This is a genomic window from Microcoleus vaginatus PCC 9802, assembly GCA_022701275.1.
Taxonomy (GTDB): domain Bacteria; phylum Cyanobacteriota; class Cyanobacteriia; order Cyanobacteriales; family Microcoleaceae; genus Microcoleus; species Microcoleus vaginatus_A.
The window spans coordinates 1385700-1409773 of record CP031740.1; the positions used below are offsets into that span (position 1 = coordinate 1385700).

A 24074-nucleotide genomic window follows, 5' to 3' on the forward strand; every position below is an offset into this window, starting at 1 on the left:
GGTTGAGTGCAAGAGTTTGGCCGGAGGAGAGCAATATCCTCTGCATATTTTGCTTAACTGTGTTGCGAATACCACCAGAAGCATCACAAGTAATTGACTGGTTAGTAGAATTGTGAACGGAAATCTGACCTGCATTAGCAACTCCGGGAAACAGAGTTATTACTGCGATAGTTAATAAGATTGACAGTAGTCGAAAGAGGCTGTTTGTCATTAATTTATAGAGTAGAATAGATCTTTAATTACTAATGCGGTAGAGCCAGCGTTTTATAAAAATTTATTCATATTTTTATCTCAAACACAGCAGATGATACTAAATATCTTTTTTTAGAAGAGCAGCGATGGGTGAATAAAGCAAGAAGGAAAACAAACGAAACTTAATCCTTTTTCTTGAGAACAAGCAATGTAATGTCATCAAATACCTTTTGTTCTCCAATAAATTGTCGCAAATCATCAATGGCAGCTTCCTTAATTTGTTCGGCGCTCAAATGCCAGTTTTGAGAAACCACTTCACAGAGTCTTTCGATACCGTAGAATTTTTTATGTATGTTTCTAGCTTCGGGGATGCCGTCAGTATAAAGCACCACCCCGTCCCCAGGTTCTAATTCTACTAAAATATGGCTAATCCAATCGGAAATATCCTCATCTAACCCGAGCGGAAATCCTAAATTTATGGTGTCTATCCGCTGTATTTGACCACCTTTCCTAACCACAAGAGTTTCCTCATGTTGACCGCTGATACTAATTGTGCGATCCGCATAGTTGAGCAAAGCTAGTGTCATATTTTTGTCGGAATTCATGCGCTGGACATTTTTATAAAGAGTGCGGTTGAGGGTATCCAAAAAACGCACCGGGTTGGATTCTTGCATTTCCTGAAGAGTGCGGACAGCAGCTTGAGTCATCACCATCAAAATGCCGCTTTCTAATCCGTGCCCGGTGACATCACCAATGCAAATCGTGACAACCCCGTTAGTACAAAGTACGTCGTAGTAATCACCGCCTACTTCCGAGGCTGGCTCCATAAATCCGGCAATATCTAAATCTTCAATGGCTGCAAGTTCAGCAGGTTTTGGCAGAATCAACTGCTGCATGTGTTTGAGCATATCGAGCTCGGAGCTCATGCGGAGGTTTTCCGCTTTCAGACGCTGGTTGAGAGCAGCAATTTGTTTAGTGGCTGTGGCGAGTTCAGAGGTACGTTCTTTGACTTTATCTTCTAGCGTTTCAAAGGATTCTTGCAGTTGTCTCGCCATGCTGTTAAAGGAATTTGTTAAGGTTTCAATTTCCAAAATCCGGCTGGAATCAACGTTCTGGTTGAGAGCACCACCTGCTAGATATTCTGAAGCTTGAGCAATTTGATTCAAAGGGCGAGTAATCCAGCTAGCGGTGAAGATACCCACTCCGACAGAGACAATGAGAGCCACAATACACAGCCAAATGGTCTGGCGAGTGTTAGCATAAATTTGCGCCATAAAGTCCACTTCAGGAACTACTACTACACTCAGCCAATTGAGGCCGTACTTGTCAGTTAGCGGAGAAACTTGGATAAATTGCCGCTCACCGTTCAGCTTAAAGTCAAGTTGAACAGTTTGATTGATGTCTTCCAAATGCTTAAAGCGATCGAGCAGATAAACCACACTTTGACGCATCAGCGGGTTGCTGCTTTCCTGTGCTTTTATCCGCTTTGTATCTTTGCCTGTTCCAACCGAAAGAGGCTGTTCTTTAACCGAGGTTGCTATTAATTCACCCTGGGGTTCAATGATAAATACTTGACCGGAATTACCCACCCTTAAGGTTTGCAGGAAGTGGCGAATTTGATCTAGTCCCATCTGGCAAGTCAGGACGCCAATTAGTTTGCCCTTGGCATCGTAATAGGGTATACTCGCATTAATTTGCAGCGTACCGTAGCCAAAATTAATATAAACTTCACTCCAAGCTGCCTGTTTCTTCTCAACAACAACTCTGTAAAAAGGGCGCGTGCGAACGTCATAATTGGGCGTGGTTTTGTCAATTTTTGTCGGGTTTCCATCAGCGTCCAGGTTGTAAAATATCAAGTCGCCACTCCCGGGACTCAGTTGCTGGGCAAGCTGAGGTTGTTCAAGCCCAACCAGCCGATTTACCCAACCCACACGCAGATACTGACCTTTTTCGTTGGCAATTCCCGCGTAACCGATCGAATTAAATTGCAGAACTTGTTTCCAAAAATAGGGTCGAGCTTGCTCCAAATCGTCAAAGTTCAACACCCCCAGACGTAAAGCATCCTGATTGATCTGATTCACGAGTGGCGGATCTTCCAGATAGGTTTGGACACGTTCGTAAACTCTCGCACTCACTTCCTGCCGCAACTGATTAACAATATCGTTGACTATCTGCTCTCCGTTTCTGTAAGAGAGATAGCCAACGCAGCCAACAGCAGCCAAAATTTGGAGTACAAAGGGAACTACCAAGACATTGCGGAGACGGAATTTGCCCGATCTGGAGACGATCGCACTTTTTTCTGAAACCATTGTTAAAAACACTCCCAGCGGGCAGTTTACAGTAGGTTGATTAACTTTTCAAATGCTGCCCTAAATCGGAATAACGACGCCGCGAACATCTTTGGCAGCTTCCAAACCAAAAAAGTAAATTACTTGAGCTAGAGATTCAGGTTTCACCCATTAGTGAGCCTTTTCCGAACCCATTAACGATGGATTTGTCGGAGTATCAATCACACGAGGGAGGACAGTATTAGCAGTGATATTAGTACCTTTTGTTTCATCTGCGATCGCCTTTGTGAGCGCCACCACTCCAGCTTTAGCAGCAAAGTAAGCCACCCCTTGTCCAATCGGCTGTCCGCCGCCACGCGAAGCGACAGTCACAATTCCCCCATTTTACCCGTCAAAAATACTTGTTTGCTTTTCATGATTTATAAGTAAGTAGGTACAAATAAATATAACATGGGGAGACGGCGGGTTTTGCAGTAGTAAACTCGCTGCTGCTATAGATTCTAACTAAACGCGCCCCTACAATTTCCGATTTTCTATTCAGATTTTTTCCGATGACCTATTTACCTTTTTGGATAGATTAAGAGCAACTGACAATGTTATCATATCCACAACTGAACAAACATTAACCAATCTGCGAGCATCAGCCTGCATCAGCGGTTAAAATAAAAAAAAATACCAAACAAAAATGCAAATTACTCAATCCCTGCACAGCGCCATACTCATCTCCAACCTGGAAAAATCCCAACACTTTTACAGCACCGTACTAAGACTGCAAAAAATCGATCGAGACTTAAAATTTCCCGGAATCTGGTATCAAATCGGCGACTTCCAGCTCCACTTAATTTTAGGTGCAACAATTATCCCAGATGCCGTGGACCATGCCAAATGGGGACGCAACCGACATCTAGCATTTTCTGTTGCTAACTTAGAGGCAGCCAAACAGCAGTTAATCGCTCACAATTGCCCGTTCCAAATGAGCGCGTCAGGTCGATCGGCATTATTTACCCAAGATCCCGACGGCAACATCATCGAACTCAGTGAGTAACAGATGAAAATCATCGCTTATTCTTACACCGAACCGCTACTGGAAGCAGCACCCGCACCGGAAATTTGGGGTCAAGAAGTCGATCGCACCTATCAAGACTTAGGGGGGCGGCAACAACTTCAGCAACTCCTCAAAGACTGCCAAAGAGAACCAGTCAAATACTTATTAATTCAGCGGTTTGAAGAACTAGGCGACACATTGCAGCAAGTGTGTTCGCACCTCGCCCAACTCGAAAACCTCGGCGTCGAAATCATCGTACAAGCAGAAACAGAACCGCGAAACCGCAAAAACTTGCTGCAAATACTCGCAGAAATCCAGCGCAGCCAACACAGCCGGAGTATTCGCAAAGGACACGCGCGCAACCGCATCAAATCCCGCATTCCACCGGGTAAGGCTCCTTACGGCTACCGGCGCGGCAAAGATTGTTATACGATCGATAAAACCACCGCCCCCACCGTCAAAGACTTTTTTGAACACTTTTTAATTTACGGTTCCTTGCGAGGTTCCGTGCGGTATTTAGCCAAGAAATACAACAAAAAAATTTCTGTAAGTACCGGCCGCCGCTGGCTGACAAACCCCGCTTACCGAGGCGATTTGGAATATCAAAACGGCAAAGTAATTTCTAACACCCACGTCCCGATTATTTCCCGAGAAGAAGCCGCCCAAATAGACAGATTGCTGCGCCGCAACCGCTGCCTTTCTCCTCGCAGCGCTAGCGCCCCACGTTCCCTCGCAGGTTTAGCAATTTGTGCAGAATGCAAATCGCCCATGACAGTTGCCAAAGTCACCTCCTACCGCAAAGAAAAAGAATACCTTTATTTGCGACCGATTACCTGTCCAAAACAGCCTAAATGTAGCGGCCTTTCCTACGATGAAGTATTGCAATTAACCATCGCCGGTATTTGTCGGGATTTACCCGATGCTGTTGCTGGCTTGCAAATGCCGAATATGAATGGAATTAAAGCAGGAATTGTCAGGGCGATCGCATCAAAACAAGAAATCCTAGAGCAACTTCCCGCCCTAATTGACAGCGGCATTTTAGACACGGAAACGGCAGAGTTTAGAGCCTACAAAATCCGCACCGAAATTGCCGAACTGCAAAGCAAATTAGCGCAACTACCCCCAGTAAATTTGCGAGAAACTGCCCAAACAGTTTCCCTTCCCCAATTTTGGCTCGATTTATCAGAATCAGAACGCAGGTTTTACTTTCGAGAATTTATCGATCGCATTGAAATCGTCCGGGAAAATACAACTTGGAAACTGCAAATTATTTTCATTTTTTAACGATTAGCTCGACCTTCATCCGTAGCTCCTAGGTTAGATCCCCCAATTCTTAAAGAAGTGGAATATTTGGGTACTAGATTAGTTCACTAGGAGTGGAATTAGTTTTACAAGCATCGGTTTAGACCGCTGAATTATCTTTTTTACCTTTTAGCCAATAGGCGCTCATCTCTCCTTTTCCTTTAATCGTGATCGCACCTCTTTCCTCAAATAAATACCGCTCTTTTAACAGTTCGTAAATAGCCGTAGTAACTTGAATATATCCCGGTAATCCTTGACATTCCATCCGAGAAGCAACATTAACAGTATCTCCCCACAAGTCATAGATAAATTTTTTAGTGCCAATTACGCCAGCAACTACGGGTCCTGTATGAATGCCAATCCGAATTTGAAATGGTTCGCCTCTGTCAGTTTGAAAATCAGCGATCGCTTCCTGCATATCCAAAGCCATATTGGCGATCGCTTCTACATGATCTGCCCTCGGCACAGGCAACCCCCCCGCTACCATATAAGCATCTCCAATTGTTTTAATTTTTTCCAAACCGTGTTTTTCAGTTAGTTGGTCAAACCTGGAAAAAATCTCGTTCAGTACATTTACCAATTCTAGAGGTAACATTCTAGCAGCAATAGATGTAAAATCGACAATATCGGCAAAAAGAACTGTTGCTGAATCAAACCTCTGAGCAGGAGAACCCTCGCCCTTTTTCAAATTTTCAACAATCGCTGCTGGTAAAATATTCAGCAATAAATGATCGGACTTGGTTTGAGCAAGCCGTAAAGCTACCTCCACCCCTTGTCGGTCTTTAATTTCGTTTTGCAAACGTTCGACAAGTTCTTTGAATTGCTTCGTTTGCTCTTGAAGTAACTGTTGTTGACTTTGAATGGTTAACTGATTTGCCACTCGTGCCAATACTTCTTTAGCGTGAAAAGGTTTAGTAATATAGTCAACTCCTCCCACATCAAAGGCTTTCACCTTATCTAAAACGTCATCTAAGGCGCTTAAGAAAATCACGGGAATGGAACTGGTTTTTGGTGAAGCTTTCAACTTTTCACATACCTCATATCCATTCATGTCTGGCATCATCACGTCCAGCAAAATTAGAGTCGGCGGAAACTCCAGCACTGTCGCGATCGCCCTTTGCCCGTTCAGCACTTTACGAACCTGATACCCTTGTTCGGTCAAGATTGTAGATAAAAGCCGGACGTTATCGGGCTTATCATCAACTACTAAAATGTTGGCTTGAATGGTAGGATATTGATTGCTGTCCATGCGAGGGCTCACGGTAGTTTTTTAAGCTCAAAGATATTAACACTTAATAATTCGCTCTCCCTCCAAACGAAACAGTATAAATTTTGATTTTCTCTCCTACAAAGAGAGGGCAGGGAGAGGTTGGGGGGGGCAAAAGTTAAGTCTTTTTTAAATAGGAGATGCCCCTAAGTAGAGATTAGTTGGAAACTGGTACTCTAATCATCATAAGTGCTGATTGCGCTAGCTCTATAATATCGTCAAACAGGAAATCGTCCACTAAAGTAGTTAAAACTTGTGCGGCTACAGCAAATTCTCTAGGCAATTCCTCAATCAACTTAAGAATTTTATCGTCGCAACATTCATGAGCAGCATGAGATATCTTCTCCACCCACTCAGGAGGCATTTGACCGAGTTGTAACTCAACAGATTGATTGCTAGTCACGCCGCTAATTTCGCTTTCATTTTCTAGTGGTGCCTCCACAGATTCCTCGTAAAGGTAGCGCACTCCTAAAAGTTCTTCCATCTTCGCAAATAATATCTTTGCCTCGAAGGGTTTACGCATGAAATCATCGCAGCCTGCTCCTAAAATAGTTTGTCGTTCCTCTTCAAAAGCGCTAGCAGTAAGAGCAACTATTACAGTTTGTTTTCCGAGAGGATGAGCTTTAATTTTTCTGGTGGCTTCATAGCCATCCATGACAGGCATCTGCATATCCATCCAGATCAGGTGCGGTTGCCAATCCTCCCATACAGCAATCGCTTCTTGACCATCTCTAGCTTCTCGCACGAGGATGCCTAGTGGTGACAATAATCTGTCTATGACTAGGCAGTTATCGGCGCGATCGTCAACAACCAAAATCCGGTATTCTGGTTGATTCGGCGCTAAACTAATTACTTTTTTCTGCGGTTTAAGGATTTTAATCTCGCTTGGAGCGGCAAGACTGATTTGAATATCAAATGCAAACTTACTTCCCAACTCTGGTGTACTGCTGACAGTAATATCTCCTCCCATCATTTGTACAAATTTGCGGCTAATTGGTAAACCTAATCCAGTCCCCTGTTGAGATTTTTGACCTGTTTTTGTTTGCTCAAAGGGTTCAAATAACTTATTCATTTCTTCTGCGGCAATGCCAAGGCCCGTATCTTCAATTTCAAACTGAAGGCGTAACACTTCCGGGTGAAGGTCATGCGCGTCTACACAATCACAGTGTGCCAAGCTTTCGGACTGATTAAAACCAGTGCACCATCCGGGTTTTCTTTGTATAGCTGCGGTTTCAACGGCTAAGCTTTCGGAATGTTCACAACCCGCGCCGACAAGTTTTGTTTGTGTGTCCGAAAACTCTGCGGTTTCAGCCCCCAAACTTTTTTCTACCTTCTTTTTCACTCGCAAAGTAACGCTACCCATCTCTGTAAACTTGATCGCATTTCCTACAAGATTAATCAAAATTTGCCGCAACTTACCTTCATCTCCACTAACAAAGTCCGGTACACCGTCACCCACTTCAAGATTTAGCTGCAATTTCTTAGATTTAGCTTTTAATCGAAACATTTCTTCTAAGGTTTTTAGCAAGCGCATTAAATTAAAACTGCTTTCATTAAGCTGACTTCGGCCGGCTTCAATTTTGGACATTTCCAAAATGTCATTAATCAGGGCAAGCAAGTGTTCACCGGCGCGATTAATAATTTCTAGGTGCTGTAGGTGTTGATTGTTGAGAGATGAATCGCGCACCATCACCTGACTAAATCCGAGAATGGCATTCAGGGGAGTCCGCAGTTCGTGGCTCATAGAAGAAAGGAATTCGCTCTTGGCGCGGTTAGCTGTATCAGCAGCTACGACAGCTTTTTGTAATGCTGTTTCTGCTAATTTGCGTTCCGCAAGTTCTGTTTTAGCTTGTTCAAAAAGGGTGGATTGCTGAATAGCAATTGTTAGCTGCACGGAAATTTGCTGGAGAGATTCTATCTCAGAAGAGTTCCAATGCCTTTGACTGCGGCAGTGATGAGCAATGAGTAGCCCCCATAGTTTTTCACCTTGTAAAAGGGGAACGACTAGGTTAGCTTTAATTTCCAACTCCCTTAGTAAATTAAGGTGGCACTCTGAAATACCTGCCGTATAAATATTGTCGATCGCGCGGACGTGTCCCTGCTCGTAAACAGAGACGTAGCGTTCTCGAAAACAAGGGTCATTAATGTCAATCCCCAAAATCGGCATCGTACCGACGGCTATCGACTCGACGGCTATAAATCCACTCCAATCTGGATTAAAGCGGTAAATAACTGTTCTATCAGTTGACAAAAACTGGCGGACTTCTTCCACAGCCATTGCCAGCACTTCTTCTAGGTTAAGAGAGGAGCGAATTCGCTCTTGAATGGAATTCACTAGCCGCTCCCTTTTTACTTGTTGCTGCAAGGCTATTTCCGCCTGTTTGCGAGCAGTAACATCTACTCCATAACCAACGCACTCCACAGGTAGGCCAGCAGCATTTTTGACTAACTTTATCTCGTCGTAAATCCAGCGATAACTGCCGTCTTTGTGCCGTTCGCGGTATTCGTAAGAAATCGATTCTTTTTCCAAGAGTTTAGCGAATGAAGTAGCAACAATTTCTCTATCTTCTGGGTGAATCAGGCTATGCCAATCAAGGGAACCATCAAGAAATTCTCGCGCTTCATAACCCATGATTGAAACAATATTATCGCTGACAAATGTTACGTCATAATTTCCCCCTAATTTGCAGCTAAAAATCACCGCCGGAGTAGTCGCCAGCAAATATTGCAAGCGTTCGGTGACAGAGCGCAAGTTTAACTCAGCTTGTTTGCGATCGCGAGCTTCCATTGCTAAAGCTGCAATCTGTGCCACATAGCTAGCGAAGCTTTGTTCGTCGAGCGTCCAATTCCTCAGCGTTCCCTGATGTTCTAAACAAATTACACCCGCAATTTGTCCTTGATGGCTAATAGGAACATCTAGCATCGACGAGATGTTTAAAGGAATCAAATAAGATTCGCTAAATTCTTGGGTGCGCGGATCGGTTTTGGCATCAACCACTGCGATCGGCTGTTCTGTATTCAAAGCTTGGAAATAGCTAGGATAGTCAGCAACTTTCAGTTGTGCATCCTTACTGTGTTGATGGGGCGTCAGTTCGTAGAGGTCGGCACAGCACATTCCGGATTTATCTTCTTGATAAAACCAAATACTTGCCCGCTCAACATTCAGAGTACGGGTTGCCATTTGTGTAATCTCTCTCAAAGCCTCGCTGATATTTCCCTCGTAGATACTAGAATTTTTGGCTAATTCTAGCAATCCATTTTGTTGTTCTGTTAACCTAGTTTCTCGTTCGCGCAAAGCAGATTCAGCAGCTATTTTTTCTCTAATTTCCCCTTCTAAATAACCGTTGATTTGTCTCAACTCTGCGGTGCGCTCTTCCACTTTAACTTCTAAGTCATCATAAGCACAGCGCAAAGCTAATTCTGCATCTTCACGTACGGCGATTTCACACTGCAACTTGCGATTTATTGTCTCTAAGTCTTGCGGGGTTTTTAAAGATAAAAGCTGTGGCAATACTGTTACCATCGAGGCTGCTGTGTAGCAGGAAACCAGTGCAGTAATTCCTTTTTCAATCCCCGACAGCCAATAAGCGGAATGCCACAACGTCCAAATTTCTAGCAAGTGACCCGTGCCGCAGAGAACAATAAATGCACCAAATAAAGCAAATATTCCTAAAAAAGGAACATCGCGCCGCTTGAAGATAAAATAAATTAGCATCGCCGCAATTGAATAGTAGGCGATCGCCATTAAAAAGTCCCCTGTTACGTGCAGCCAAACTAAAGGTGTTTGCCACAGATAGCAATGACCGTGAGGCATATACTGAGTTGGGGAAAAGATATTTTTGAGTGATTCCCACATAATATTTGCTATTTGGAGATAATCTTGATGTGAACGATGCCTAAGCTAGGGAAAAAAGTAAAATAGATGCAAAATTGTAGCTGGATGCGGAATGAGTTATTAACGCCTCAATCCAGCTTTTTCATAACAGTTTGCTTCTGGAGTAGGGGGCGATCGCCAAATTGCGAGCGCAAAGGAATTTCAATGATAAACTCAGTACCTCTGCCAACCTCGGAAATGCAGCGCAAATAACCTTCATGGGCTTGAATAATCTGATAAGCAATTGCCAAACCCAGCCCGGTACCAGCACCGATAGGTTTGGTCGTATAAAATGGATCGTAAATTTTAGCGATCGCATCATAATCTATGCCAGGGCCATTATCAGCAATGTGAATCTGCACCCACTTGCCATCAACTAAAACCGTGCGGATGCGAATTTTTAGCAGTGGGCAATAGGTATTTTGTAAGTTGTCGGAGAAATTATTTTCCCAATAGCCGTTGCTCGAATATCCCTGATGTACAATCTGTTCTAAAGCATCAATAGCATTAGAACAAATATTCATAAATACTTGGTTAATCTGCCCAGCGTAGCATTCTAATTCGGGCAAATCTCCATACTCCTTAATCACTTGAATCGGCGGACGTTTTGGTTCTTCTTTCAAGCGGTGCTGCAAAATCATTAAAGTGCTGTCGATCCCTTCATGGATATTTACTTTCTTCATATCAGCTTCGTCTAAACGGGAGAAAGTGCGTAAAGATTTAACAATGTCCTTAATCCGTTCTGCTCCAATTTTAATCGAAGCAAAAAGTTTTTGCAGGTCTTTTAAAATAAAATCGAGTTCGATAGTGTGAATCTTGTCTGCAATTTCCGGCGCCGGAGTGGGGTAATAAACTTGATAAGCCTTAATCAATGCCAAAATATCTTTAATGTATTCCTCAGCCGGAATCAGATTGCCATAAATGAAGTTAACAGGGTTATTGATTTCGTGAGCAACCCCAGCTACCATTTGCCCCAAAGAAGACATTTTTTCAGTTTGCACGAGTTGAGCTTGGGCGTTTTTGAGCTGTTGCAGAGTTTCCTCTAGCTGCTGAGTTCGTTCCCGTAGTTTCGCTTCCGAGTGCCGCAATGAATTTTCAGCCAAAGAGCGATCGCGATTTTCCTGTTGCAAAAGTTCATTGGTTGATTCTAAAGCGATCGTCCTCTCAATCACCCGTTTTTCCAATTCTAGCATTAATTTCGAGAGTGCTTCTTGAGCTTGTTTGCGATCGCCAATCTCATTTTGTAAAGCTAAATTTGCCACCGCTAATTGAGCGGGACTGGGGATAGCCAAGATTTTTGGGATTAGTTCCACCAGCACTGCTGCTGTAGATAGCGAAATCAGCGCTGTAATCCCTTTAAGAAAACCAGAGAACCAATAATTAGGATGCCACAGCGTCCATATTTCCATAATATGGGTAATACCGCAGCAGATAATAAAAGAGCCAAACAGCATGAAAACCCAGTCAAAAGGCACATCTTTCCGTTTTTTGACAATATAAATGAGGGTCAGGGGTATCAAAAAATAAGCGACGGCAATCAAACCATCGGACAAAACGTGTAGCCCCACTAATCCCGGCTTCCACAAGTAGCAATGACCGTGAGGAATAAAATAATTAGGGAACATTGTATGAACCATTTGCATTAAATCAACTCGGTTATTGGCTAATTTTTTTTAAGAGAGGGTTACAGGAGAATAAAAAAATGTGCTAGCACAAAAAGAAGAATTATGCTTTTGGACTTAACACTTGTGATGAGTATATGCAGCGAGACGAAACTACATTTAATTAAGTTAACATCAATCTACTAAGCTTTAGCAAAGCCAACTGTCACATCTTTAATTGTGACTTCACGGCCAACTGTGACACCTGCATGACATTTTAGCCAACCAGCGAGAAAAACTGAACACTGCTTGCTACCTGAAAGGGAACCCCGCCAGCACCTCTTGAAGGGTTAGGGCGCTCAGTGACCACTGAATCCTTTATTGATATTGGTGCGCTTCGGTGAGATTTAACGCATTTGACCTGTTACCCCATGAGAGAAATGTCGCTATAGGCTCGCGTCCCAATCAAAGAGGCGATCGGCTTTACAGCCAATTATAAGTGATAATATCAACGATACACTCACGGGATAATTGCAAATTATGACGATAGATGAGTTACTACAGCTAACTCGTGTCCGATTGCAAAAAGATTTATATCCCGTACAAGCAATCATACTCCGCCAAGTTTGGGAAGGAAAGACTTATACAAGCATCGCCTCTACCTCTAATTACGGAGAGAATTACCTGAGAAACATCGCCTCGTCCTTGTGGCAATCCCTCTCTAACATCTTGCAGACACCTATTAGCAAATCTAATTTTCGCTCCTCAGTAGAATCGCGTTCCCTGAGCGCAGACGAACGAGAATTAATTGAAGAATTCACCCGCAGCCAATGCCTAGCAACACCTTTAGAATTTCCCGGGCCTCCAGTACCCCTCGGTTCCCCATTTTATATCCATCAGCCGCTAATTGAAGAACTCACCTATCGAGAGATTAGTAAAGCCGGAAGTGTGCTGCGGATTAAAGCTCCCAGGAAGATGGGTAAAAGTTCGCTCCTGCGAAGGATTGTAGCTCGCGCGACTTCTCTTGGCTATCGAACTGTAAGTTTAGATTTTCAGCAAGCCGAGGAAGCTGTTTTAGACAACCTAGATAAATTTTTACGATAGTTTTGTGCCAACATCAGCCGTCACCTAGAATTGCCACCTCTGTTAGATGATTATTGGGATGAAGGCATGGGTAGCAAAGTAAGCTGTGCTATCTATTTACAACAATATATTTTAGACACAATAAATACTCCTCTTGTCTTAGCTTTAAATGAAGTCAATAGGATTTTTGAGTCTCCAAAAATTGCCAGAGAATTTTTGCCGCTCCTGCGAAGCTGGCCTGAAGAAGCAAAGCGGATTGAAACTCTAGGCAAACTGCGGTTAATCGTTCTTCACTCCACAGAAATTTATATTCCTTTAAAGCTCACTGAATCGCCTTTTAATGTCGGTTTACCGCTGCAATTGCCCTATTTTACAGAAGAGCAGATACTTGCTTTAGCGCAGTGTCACGGACTGGATTGGACAGATAGCCCCGATGCCGATCGACTCATGGCAATGGTGGGGGGACATCCTTATCTGGTGTGGCTAGCTCTTTACCACCTCTGTCAAAATAGTTTAACGCTAGATCAGCTACTACAAAAAGCTCCCACAATAGCAGTAATTTATAAATATTATTTGCGGAGTTTTTGAGTGACATTGCAAGAGTATCCCGAACTTGCGGTTGCACTTAAACAAGTGGTATAATCGGAAGACGGAGTGGAATTAGATCCGATAGTAGCTTCTAAGTTAGTTAGTATGGGGCTAATTCATATCGATAATAACCGCTGTACGCTGAGCTGTGAGTTGTATCGCCTATATTTTGCTTCGCACAACTTTATTTAGCTCGAGGTTTGAGAGTTTATTTGCGTAAGTTATATTAGAATGAAGCGATCGCACCACATCCTCACCTCTCAAGAAACTCACTAGATACTTACATTTAAATTAACCCATAAACGGCATGACCAAGGTTACATACCAAATTGGAGGCAGTCTTGCTAGTGATGCACCTACCTATGTGGAACGACAAGCAGATATCGAACTTTATGAAGCCTTAAAAAATGGCGAATTTTGCTACATTCTCAACTCCCGACAAATGGGCAAATCTTCCCTTATCGTTCGCACCCTGCACCGACTGCAAGCAGAAGGATTTCAATGCAGTACCATTGACATGACCCGCATCGGCAGCGAAAACATTACTCCTTTACAGTGGTACAAAGGAATCGTTGGGATTTGTGGCGCAGCTTTAATTTATTAGGAATAATTAATTTAAAAACTTGGTGGAAAGAACAAGAAGAAGTTTCTCTCCTGCAAAGATTGAGTCAGTTTATTGAAGAGATTTTATTGACCCGATTTGCGGAAGAGCGAATTTTTATATTGGTCGATGAGATTGATAGTATTCTCAGTTTAAATTTTCCGGTAGATGATTTTGCCTTGATTCGTTTCTGCTACAATCAACGAGCTATCAATCCAGAATATACCCGCATTACCTTCGCAATTTTCGGAGTAGCTACACCCAGTGATTTAATCGCCGATAAAAATCGGACACCTTTTAATATTGAAGTGGCGATCGATTTGTCAGGATTTAGCTTAGAAGAAGCGCAACCATTAGCGAAAGGGTTAGAAAATGTCATAGCCAATCCGCAGGCAGTTCTCAAAGAAATCTTAGTTTGGACTTCAGGACAGCCATTTTTAACGCAAAAAATATGTGAATTAGTAGTAAAAATAGCGGGTAATCCCACAGGGGTGATTTAAAAATACCACCGGGAACCGAGGGAGTTTTTGTGGAATCGTTGTTGAGAGAAAACATCATCAATAAATGGGAATCGCAAGATGAGCCAGAGCATTTAAAGACAATTCGCGATCGCATAATTGGCAACGAACAACTCACTGCCCGTAGCTTAGGCATCTATCAAAACCTCTTACAATGTGGTGAAAGTGAAGCGGATGATAGTCGAGAGCAGATCGAACTGCTGTTATCAGGTTTGGTAGTAAAACAACAAGGTTTTTTAAAGGTAACTAACCCGATTAATCAAGCAGTTTTTCACCTACAATGGGTAGAAAAACAGTTAGAGCAACTGCGTCCTTATTCCCAAGCTTTCAACGCTTGGATCGCTTCAAAACAAACCGATGAATCGCGATTGTTGCGCGGACAATCGTTAAAAGACGCTTCCTACTGGGCCCAGGGAAAAAGTTTGAGCGATTTGGATTATCACTTTTTAGCCGCTTCTCAAGAATTAGACAGGCTGGAAGTGCAGCAAGCGCTGGAAGCAGCGAGGCTCACAGAAGTTGAAGCCAGACTCACAGAAGAACGCAAGCGGTTAGTTTTAGAGCAAGAGACAGCGAAGCGGCAGCGAAGATTTCTTGGGGCGCTGAGTGGATCACTGATAGTTGCGATCGCATTTGGCATCCTCGCCCTCTGGCAATATCGTCAAGCCGTTACCAGCGAAAGTCAAGCCCTCACCTCCTCCTCCGCAGGACAATTCGCCTGCCAACAGCGATTAGACGCTCTCGTAACTGCCATCAAAGCCAGACGTAGGCTCGACAGTTTCCCTAGTTCCAGCCTTCAATTGCAATCTCAAGTTCAACAAGTGCTGCAACAAGCCATCTACGGAACAGCAGAATTCAATCGCCTGTCGGGTCATCCCAGTGGGGTTTTAGCACTTGATGCCAGTCCAGACGGTCAACTCATCGCTACAGGTAGCAACGACCAAACGGTCAAGCTTTGGCAGCTCGATACAGAAATAACGATGCTAACGGGACATGAGGGGAATGTTTGGGGGGTGGCGTTTAGTCCCGATGGTAAACAAATTGCGTCGGTTGGGGACGATCGCACAATCATTCTGTGGGATGTGGAGCGCATTCTCAAACTCGATGAACTGGCTTATGCGTGCGATCGCGTCCGAGATTATCTGCGAACAAATACCGATGTGAAGGAGGAGGATAGACATTTGTGCGATCGTATTAAAACGGAATAATATCCAGTCCGCTTTATTAGGAATAATAGATTAATATGTGTGGGCTAGAGCATCATAAGATTAGAGGATATTTATCCTGCTGGGCTACTTTTTATTGAAATATGCTATAATACTAAATCCGGCTTAATTACTCCCTTTATCTGTCAGTCTGCGGAGGCGCACTTCGTGTGTTTAGTAGCGGTTTCAACCACCGAATGATACGCAGAATGATAAAGGGAGTAGCTAACCTGGATTTGGTATAATAACTACAGAGTAATGAAATCGGTAGCAGTGAGAATACCGGGGGTAATACCGTTAAGCTTCGCCAACAATTGATTGGTGTCCGTCACAGTAATCAAAGTTTGATTGTTGCTGGAAGTAATACTGAGTTGATTAAAACTCAAACCCGAATTCAAGCCAATTAAATCCTCTCCATTGCGGAAATCATTAATGATGTCGCTACCCAAACTTTGATTTAGGGAAAACACATCATTTCCCGAACCACCAGTCAAAGTATCGTCCCCAACATCTCCGGAAAGGAAATCGTCCCCAGCACCGCCGCTGAGAATATCATTACCTTTGCCGCTGTAGAGGGTATCGTTACCGATGTCGCCACAGAGCACATCGTTGTCATTGCCACCGAAGAGCAAGTCGTTGCCCTCACCGCCATCGAGACTGTCGTTTTCTTTGCCGCCGTAGAGGGTGTCATTTCCCCCCTCGCCAAAAATCAGGTCTGCACCTTCATTGCCAAAGGCAATATCGTTGCCGTTTCCGGCATTAATTGTGTCATTTCCTAAGTTGCCTAAAATGTAGTCATCGCCATCTTCACCCAGCAAGATATCGTCATCTTTACCGCCGAAAATGCTGTCGTTACCAACGCCGCCGGCAACTGTATCATTGCCGAGATCTCCCCTCAACAAGTCGTCGCCCTCGGCATCTACCACAGTGTCAGGATCTTTGCCAGCGTAGATGGTATCGTTGCCAGCGCCGCCAGAGATGAAATCGGTGCCTTCATTGCCAAAGATTGAATCGTTATCTGCCCCGCCGTCAATGTTGTCATTGCCGCCCATACCGTAGAGAGTATCGTTGCCGGTAAGTCCATTAATCGAGTCGTTGATGCCGCCACCCATGATGAAATCGGTACCTTCGCCACCGTTAATAGTTTGTTGGACGGGGTTGGGGGTGATGGTGGCAGGATCTAGTTGCGGGGCGTTGAGGCTATCGAGTAGGCAATCATCTACGGCCGGAGTGGGAGTCGGCGCGGGTGTCGGTGTCGGCGTTGGTGTGGGAGTCGGTGTTGGTGTGGGAGTCGGTGTTGGTGTGGGAGTCGGTGTTGGAGTTGGAGTCTCAGTTGGAGTTGGAGTCTCAGTTGGAGTTGGAGTAGGAGTAGGAGTCGGCGTCGGAGTCTCCGTGGGAGTCTCCGTGGGAGTCGGCGTTGGAGTCGGCGTTGGAGTCGGCGTTGGAGTCTCAGTTGGAGTCGGCGTCGGAGTCTCAGTTGGCGTGACTGTAGCGTTAAATTCGTAAGCGCCAATATCCACGATCGCACTTCCGTTATTATCACCATCTTGAGGGCGACTCACACCGCGCTGATCCGCAGCCGGCGCGCCCGCACCAGTACCGGTATCAATTGCCGGACTTCCTGTTAGCAGCGGCAGCACGAAAGCGCCGTTAATATTTTCCAAAGGGCCAAGTAAGGGGTCTGCGATCGTAATACTTGCCGTAACATTACTATCATTAGGATCTCCCACGGTCAGTTTAGCGGGAAATTGAAGATTGTTTCCCCCATCGATGAGCTCCCGTCCAGTGTGCTGCCTATTTTTAAAAGGATTACTTGCCGTATTCCTATCAAAAATCGAATTCTTGACAGTAATTGGCGATTTCACACGATCGTTAAAAGTAGCAATACCTCCCGAATATTCCCCAGCGATATTTTTAGCAAAAGTCGAATTGACGATATTAGTCGAAAAAGAATCTCTGTTGCCAACAACCATTCCTCCACCCTGCTTAGCAGCGCTGTTGCCGGAAAATGTACTGTTAACTACGCTGATGTTTCCATTTTCACCCAACCACAAGCCGCCGCCGTTATCATCGGCTGTGTTGTTGGCAAAGGTGGAGTTTGTCACTGTCAAATCGACATTGCCGTGGCGGACGCCACCGCCGGAGCCTCCCGACCCCGCTGCATTTTTGACAGCTTTGTTGTTAATAAAAGTGCTATTTTCCAAGACCACTTTATCTTGCAAATAACCAAACAAAAAGGCTGCGCCTCCTTCTCCTGTCCCGATATTGCCATCAAAAACGCTGTTGCGGATACCAATATTTCCGGCAACAGGGCCGGGGGTTGCATTGGGGCCCGAAGCATTAGCCCCATCGACGTAAACTGCCCCGCCAGGGCCTTTATCTGTGCGGTTGCCTGTGAATTTAGAGTTTTCGATCGTCATAGTACCCAACAGGTTATTAACAGCCCCGCCGTAGCTGCCTTTGTTGTTGGTAAATTCGCTATCTTGGATAGTCAGAACACCGCCGCTTTTAGTGGCTATCGCGCCGCCCCCCCGTTCGGTATTGTTAGCTAAAGAACCGTCATTGTCGCTAAACTTGCTGTTAATTACATTGGTCGTGCTGCGAAAACCCGTGTAAATGCCGCCAGCAAAACCCGCAACATTATTATTGACTTGGCAATTTTCTAAAGTTAAAGTGCTGTTACCTCCCGTTTGAATGCCACCACCGGCGCTAGTTGCCTCATTATTCGGATCGGTTCCAGAAACTTTGCCGTTGGCAATAATCAGGTTTTTTAGAGTAACATTTGTTGCACCTTCTGTGCGGATTACCCGCGAAGTATTGTTGCCACTGATGGTTAAATTGGCTGCACCAACGGCATCAATTGTCAAGTTTTTGTTGATGACCAGTTGACCGGAAGTGAGAGTAATTGTTTGGCTGGCAAGAGTGGAGGCAAATTGAATGGTATCGCCGGCCACAGCCGTGGCGATCGCATCTCTCAATGAACCCGGCCCGCTATCATTACTGTTAGTAACGGTAATGGTGGCTAAAGCCCCTTGATAATCCGCCATTGCGTCTGGAGTCAAGGCTAGCGGTGCTTCAATATCACCCTTGGCAAACTCCAAATTCCAGTTACCTCCGCGGCCAGTGCGATCGCTAGATGCCGCAATATCAGCCCCGGTTAACTCGCCCAGGCGATCGACAAAATCGCTTCCCGAACCCGCCGCAACATCACAACCGTAAAGCACAATATCTGCTTTGTCACTCAGCGCATTTCGCCACTCTTGCAACTGGCTTTCATATTGTGACAAATTATCCGAATTCAGCGTTGCAGAACCTAGCTGCAAGCTGCCAGAATTGCCGTGAGAAAAAACGTGAACTTGGTCTACAGTTTCCCCCGCAGCAGAAATTGTTTGCAGTTTCGCAGTAATTTGCTCGACTCCGTTACCATTTTTATCTAAAATGATTATCTCTGTACCGGGAAGCACGCCACCCGCAAGAGTTTGATAGTCATCTAAGCCGGAATCAATGAAGAGAAGAGATTTAGAACCAGCATTGCGGAGAACAGATTGTGAATCCATGTTGGTGGCAAAAGTTGAACTCATTTCGCATACCCATGAGAATGTTTACTATTTGCTGGTAGATTCACCTTGAAAGCAGAAGGCTAAAGATGCAGAAGGCAGTAGGCAGAATTAAAACCTCGGTGATCCGTCGGAGAGATTAAAATTTAGGGGAAAAGTTTAATTTTATCCCTAAGTGAAATCCGAGACTTGTCTCCCTAATCAGCTTAAGCTGTGTGAAAATTGCGATTTTTTGAGCAATTAACTGCAGAGAATGTAATGTAAATAGTCCGGCACGGGGAACCTCTCTATGTAGATTTGCCCTGCACATTCTTAGCCAGATAAGTAGTGCATCAAAGCATTTGAAAGCCTTGGTTAGGGAAAATCCCAAAAAAATTTTATGGGTTCCAAATTTCTGACAATTTCTCTAGCTAGTACCTGATACATTCACCTTCGCGGAAACCAGGAAAATTGCCTAAAAATTTGATTAATTTAACTTTTTTTATACCTGGCAAAAAGTTCCAAAAAATCTGAAATTTAGTTGTTGAGAAAGCTTGTTTTATTCGGGCGCTGCTTATGGCTAGCCAGCTCAGGAGTGCAAGAGACGGATGTGCATCATTCTACGTGTGGGCGATCGGCAATAAACAAGATTTATTACCGATCGCTGTTAAAAAGAATCAGATCGAGCGCTCCTCTTCGTTAGCGCAGCCCGCCCCTACGGGGGCTGCGCTAACGTTTTCCACCAAATTTCAGGAGTTTGAGAGCTTTCTTCACCACTTCTAAGCGGGCTTGCTGCTTATAGCGCACTCTACCCGAGGTAGTTAGATTGTTACCTGAGTGAAATCGGTAGCGGTGAGAATACCGGGGGTAATACCGTTAAGCTTAGCCAACAATTGATTGGTGTCCGTCACAGTAATCAAAGTTTGATTGTTGCTGGAAGTAATACTGAGTTGATTAAAACTCAAACCAGGATTCAACCCAATTAAATCCTCTCCCTTGCGGAAATCATTAATGATGTCGCTACCCAAACTTTGATTTAGGAAAAACACATCATTTCCCGAACCACCAGTCAAAGTATCGTCCCCAACATCTCCGGAAAGGAAATCGTCCCCAGCACCGCCGCTGAGAATATCATTACCTTTGCCGCTGTAGAGGGTATCGTTACCGATGTCGCCACAGAGCACATCGTTGTCATTGCCACCGAAGAGCAAGTCGTTGCCCTCACCGCCATCGAGACTGTCGTTTTCTTTGCCGCCGTAGAGGGTGTCATTTCCCCCCTCGCCAAAAATCAGGTCTGCACCTTCATTGCCAAAGGCAATATCGTTGCCGTTTCCGGCATTAATTGTGTCATTTCCTAAGTTGCCTAAAATGTAGTCATCGCCATCTTCACCCAGCAAGATATCGTCATCTTTACCGCCGAAAATGCTGTCGTTACCAACGCCGCCGGCAACTGTATCATTGCCGAGATCTCCCCTCAACAAGTCGTCGCCCTCGGCATCTACCACAGTGTCAGGATCTTTGCCAGCGTAGATGGTATCGTTGCCAGCGCCGCCAGCGATGAAATCGCTGCCTCCATTGCCGAAGATTGAGTCGTTATCTGCGCCACCGTCAATGTTGTCATTGTCACCCATGCCGTAGAGAGTATCGTTGCCGGCTTGTCCGTTAATTGACTCGTTGATGCCACCGCCCATGATGAAATCGTTACCTTCGCCGCCGTTGACAGTTTGTTGGACGGGGTTGGGGGTGATGGTGGCAGGATCTAGTTGCGGGGCGTTGAGGCTATCGAGTAGGCAATCATCTACGGCCGGAGTGGGAGTCGGTGCGGGAGTAGGAGTCGGCGTCGGCGGAGTCGGCGCAGGTGTGGGAGTAGGAGTGGGTTCGGGTGTAGGTGTCGGAGTGGGTTCGGGTGTGGGAGTAGGAGTGGGTTCGGGCGTCGGAGTTGGCGCCGGAGTCGGTGTGGGAGTAGGAGTCGGCGTCGGCGGAGTTGGTGTGGGAGTCTCAGTTGGAGTTGGCGCCGGAGTCGGTGTGGGGGTAGGAGTCGGCGTCGGCGGAGTTGGTGTGGGAGTCTCAGTTGGAATTGGCGCCGGAGTCGGTGTGGGAGTAGGAGTGGGTTCGGGCGTCGGAGTTGGCGCCGGAGTCGGTGTGGGAGTAGGAGTGGGTTCGGGCGTCGGAGTCGGCGCCGGAGTCGGTGTGGGAGTAGGAGTGGGTTCGGGCGTCGGAATTGGCGCCGGAGTCGGTGTGGGAGTAGGAGTGGGTTCGGGCGTCGGAGTTGGCGCCGGAGTCGGTGTGGGAGTAGGAGTCGGTTCGGGCGTCGGAGTCGGCGCCGGAGTCGGTGTGGGAGTAGGAGTGGGTTCGGGCGTCGGAGTTGGCGCCGGAGTCGGAGTTGGCACTGGGACGACACTACCTCCCAATTCAAAAGAGCCGCTGTCCACGATCGCGCCTGGAATGCTGTCGCCATCTTGAGGGCGAGTCACGCCGCGCTGATCTGTAGCGGGTGCGCCGGTGGCAATCCCTTTATCAATTGCCGGGCTTCCTGTCAGCAGCGGCCTGACTAAAGCGCCGTTGAGGTTTTGCAAAGGGCCAAGTAAGGGGTCTGCGATCGTCACACTTGTCGTCACCTTGGTATCGGTGTCAATCACCGGCCACTGAAAATTCCCTCCTTGATCGCTATATTGGGCGGTGACGTGTTGCTGAATGCCCCAAGGGTTTCCTCCGTTAGCCGCTGTATTGTTGGAAAGAATCGTGTTTTTGAGGGTGACATTATTGGCATCGGCGAAGATACCTCCACCAACCCAGCCTGCTGAATTATCGGCGATCGTCGTGTTGAGAATGGTTGTGGGTGCACCAAGAGTCATTGCACCGCCGAGTTTGTTGAAATCACCAGCAGCAAACGCCGTGGAGTTGCCAGAAAACGTACTGTTAGTAATCGTAGTAGGGGCATTTCGCATCCACAGCCCGCCACCTTGATTGCCGGCTTTGTTGCCCGCAAAGGTGGTGTTGGTAATGGTCAATCCCTGGTTGGTGCTGTCGCTCAAAATCGTTACCCCACCACCGTTTCCAGGATTTCCACCGTTGGGTAGCGCCAGAATTTCGTTATTTTGGAAGGTGCTCTTTTCCAAAATAACCTTGTCTTGGCTGCCGGTGAACAGATAAGCTGCGCCTCCTTCACCTCGACCTTTATTGTCTTGAAATACGCTATTGGTAATCTTAATTGTGCCGGAAGCTTCGCTCGGATTGCTGGCTCTGTCTGTGTAAACTGCGCCGCCAAAACCCCTTAAAAACGGATTATCTTGGCCTGTTGCGTAAACGGCTGCGGTGGTATCGTTGCCGATAAATCGGGAGTTGTCAATTGTCAGCTTACCTTGAAGGCTGTTAATCGCCCCGCCGTTAATTCCTTTGTTGTTGGTGAAGTCGCTGTTGGTGACTGTAAAAGTTTTGAAACTCAAAAAGCCGATCGCACCTGCACCACGTTCATCGTTAGCGGAGGTGGCTACGTTGCCGTTGAATTTACTGTTGGTAACAGTTAGGGTATTGTTGAAATTACCGAAAATTGCGCCACCGCCTTTATCGGCGACGTTGTTGTTGAACTGAACGTTTTCTACTGTGAGGTTTACTTCGTCGGTTGTGCCGATCGCGCCACCTCGATCAGTAGTTTTGCCGTTAGTAATAATCAGGTTTTTGACAACAAAATTGGTAGCAGTCGCAACGTTTGCATTGACAAAAAAGGCGCGGGATGCGTTGTTGCCACTGATAGTTAAACCCGCTGCTGCGGCGCCGTCAATCGTGATGTTTTTGCCAACGGGAATATCGAGTTGACCGCTGGTTAGAGTAATGGTTTGGCTGGCTAAACCTGGAGCGAAGGTAATTATATCGCCGGCAACAGCGGTGGCGATCGCAGCCCTTAATGAACCCGGTCCGCTATCGCTATTGTTGGCTACTACGATCGTAGCTAAATCACCTTGGTAACTTGCCATAGCCTCGGTCTGCAAGGCTAAGGGAGATTCAATTTTGCCCTTAGCAAATTCTAAATTCCAGTCGCCGCCGCGGCCGGTTGTGTTGGTGGATGCCGCAACGTCAGCCCCGGTTAATTGACTGAATCGATCGACGAAATTAGCACCTGTACCGCCTGCTACATCGCAGCCGTACAGCATGATGTCTGCTTGTGGGGCTAGTGAACTTTGCCACTTTTCTAAGTGGCTTTTGTATTGCTCTATGTTATCGGAACCCACAGCGGTATTGCCTAATTGTAGGCTGCCAGAACTGCCATGAGAAATAATGTGAACCGAGTCTAGCGCCCCCTTAGTAGAGGCGTATTTTTCCATCTCGGAGGTGATTTGTTCGATGCCGTTTTTGGTGCGATCGAGTATTACTACCTGCTGTCCCGGCAGCACTCCCGCTGTCATTGACTCGTAATCTTCCACGCCGGAGTCAATGAAGACTAAGGAGCGCATTGGTCGTTTTTCAAAAGAAGATTGTGAGTTAATTTGAGCGAATGTAGAACTCATAGTGGAGACTCCATAAAGGGCATTATTAGTAGATACACCCCGGATTAATCTCATCAGGCTTATTTAATTATATCTTAACACCACATTGAGAAATTGTACATTTTTAGAATTTTTTTGTTTTATTATTTATTTGTATTCCCATATACCTGTTGGCGCATTTCTCGAAGGGAAGTTTTGGCCACTACCGCTGGGAATAGATAGCAAATTTTATGGGAATATTCAAATACATCCCGGTGTTACATACAATTCTTTTCAACTTTATGTGGCTAAGAGTAGCCTTCTCTTAGGTATTAGAAAATGGTGCACTAATTTTCCATTCCCTCAATTTTATTAATTATATTTAGGAGTTTTTAGGGGACTGTGATATTTTACGTGTATGCACAAGGTAGTACGGATTACCTACCTTTATTTCATTCCCTCTAAAACTGAATAATGTACATTTTTAATAATTATATATGCTTTGAAATTGCTA

Annotated in this window: 9 protein-coding genes and 3 pseudogenes; 5 read left to right on the forward strand and 7 right to left on the reverse strand. The window is 45.4% G+C overall.

All coding sequences use genetic code 11. The annotated features are described in order from the left end of the window. Window positions 1-374: 374 nt before the first annotated feature. Complete coding sequence (locus D0A34_05805; protein ID UNU18456.1) at window positions 375-2501, reverse strand: HAMP domain-containing protein; 2127 nt, start codon at window positions 2499-2501, stop codon at window positions 375-377. A gap of 60 nt (window positions 2502-2561) precedes the next feature. Beyond that, window positions 2562-2855 (reverse strand): annotated as a pseudogene (locus D0A34_05810) (SDR family NAD(P)-dependent oxidoreductase). A gap of 310 nt (window positions 2856-3165) precedes the next feature. Here D0A34_05810 and D0A34_05815 point away from each other — a divergent pair. Both D0A34_05815 and D0A34_05820 read left to right on the forward strand, forming a co-directional pair. Next, a complete protein-coding gene (locus D0A34_05815; GenBank protein ID UNU18457.1) occupies window positions 3166-3525 on the forward strand; it encodes a glyoxalase in 360 nt (119 codons plus the stop codon). Between the two features lie 3 nt (window positions 3526-3528). Beyond that, window positions 3529-4809 carry a recombinase family protein gene (locus D0A34_05820; protein ID UNU18458.1) on the forward strand — a complete coding sequence of 427 codons (1281 nt, stop codon included), beginning with the start codon at window positions 3529-3531 and terminating at the stop codon, window positions 4807-4809. A 118-nt stretch (window positions 4810-4927) separates the two neighbouring features. On the opposite strand, the gene D0A34_05825 is transcribed toward D0A34_05820, so the two are convergent. The 3 genes from D0A34_05825 to D0A34_05835 all read right to left on the reverse strand — a co-directional run bounded on the left by D0A34_05825 (window position 4928) and on the right by D0A34_05835 (window position 11611). Beyond that, entirely contained in the window at window positions 4928-6076 is a 1149-nt protein-coding gene (locus tag D0A34_05825; protein UNU18459.1) for a response regulator, read from the reverse strand. 175 nt (window positions 6077-6251) lie between these two features. Next, the gene (locus D0A34_05830; GenBank protein UNU18460.1) at window positions 6252-9950 is read right to left on the reverse strand and encodes a GAF domain-containing protein; all 3699 of its coding nucleotides are present in this window, start codon (window positions 9948-9950) and stop codon (window positions 6252-6254) included. 107 nt (window positions 9951-10057) lie between these two features. Continuing rightward, on the reverse strand, window positions 10058-11611 hold the full coding sequence (locus tag D0A34_05835) for an ATPase (protein UNU18461.1): 1554 nt from the start codon (window positions 11609-11611) through the stop codon (window positions 10058-10060). Between the two features lie 498 nt (window positions 11612-12109). On the opposite strand from D0A34_05835, the pseudogene D0A34_05840 reads away from it, so the two are divergent. Beyond that, window positions 12110-13432, forward strand: a pseudogene (locus tag D0A34_05840) (hypothetical protein). A 115-nt stretch (window positions 13433-13547) separates the two neighbouring features. Next, window positions 13548-15564: pseudogene (locus D0A34_05845) on the forward strand (hypothetical protein). Between the two features lie 245 nt (window positions 15565-15809). Here the strand turns inward: D0A34_05845 and D0A34_05850 are convergent. Continuing rightward, window positions 15810-19142, reverse strand: coding sequence for a DUF4347 domain-containing protein (locus D0A34_05850; protein ID UNU18462.1), 3333 nt, complete (start codon window positions 19140-19142; stop codon window positions 15810-15812). A gap of 531 nt (window positions 19143-19673) precedes the next feature. Between D0A34_05850 and D0A34_05855 the strand changes: the two genes are divergently transcribed. Next, window positions 19674-19880, forward strand: coding sequence for a hypothetical protein (locus D0A34_05855; protein UNU18463.1), 207 nt, complete (start codon window positions 19674-19676; stop codon window positions 19878-19880). A 38-nt stretch (window positions 19881-19918) separates the two neighbouring features. Here the strand turns inward: D0A34_05855 and D0A34_05860 are convergent, their stop codons facing one another. Further along, window positions 19919-23602 carry a DUF4347 domain-containing protein gene (locus tag D0A34_05860; protein ID UNU22185.1) on the reverse strand — a complete coding sequence of 1228 codons (3684 nt, stop codon included), beginning with the start codon at window positions 23600-23602 and terminating at the stop codon, window positions 19919-19921. Between the last annotated feature and the right edge of the window lie 472 nt (window positions 23603-24074).

Bases quoted from the DNA above. Each gene is read 5' to 3' on its own strand.
- D0A34_05820 (UNU18458.1), top strand. From the start codon at position 3,529: ATGAAAATCATCGCTTATTCTTACACCGAACCGCTACTGGAAGCAGCA.
- D0A34_05850 (UNU18462.1), bottom strand. From the start codon at position 19,142: ATGAGTTCAACTTTTGCCACCAACATGGATTCACAATCTGTTCTCCGC.
- D0A34_05860 (UNU22185.1), bottom strand. From the start codon at position 23,602: ATGAGTTCTACATTCGCTCAAATTAACTCACAATCTTCTTTTGAAAAA.
- D0A34_05825 (UNU18459.1), bottom strand. From the start codon at position 6,076: ATGGACAGCAATCAATATCCTACCATTCAAGCCAACATTTTAGTAGTT.
- D0A34_05815 (UNU18457.1), top strand. From the start codon at position 3,166: ATGCAAATTACTCAATCCCTGCACAGCGCCATACTCATCTCCAACCTG.
- D0A34_05805 (UNU18456.1), bottom strand. From the start codon at position 2,501: ATGGTTTCAGAAAAAAGTGCGATCGTCTCCAGATCGGGCAAATTCCGT.
- D0A34_05835 (UNU18461.1), bottom strand. From the start codon at position 11,611: ATGCAAATGGTTCATACAATGTTCCCTAATTATTTTATTCCTCACGGT.
- D0A34_05855 (UNU18463.1), top strand. From the start codon at position 19,674: ATGGCTAGCCAGCTCAGGAGTGCAAGAGACGGATGTGCATCATTCTAC.
- D0A34_05830 (UNU18460.1), bottom strand. From the start codon at position 9,950: ATGTGGGAATCACTCAAAAATATCTTTTCCCCAACTCAGTATATGCCT.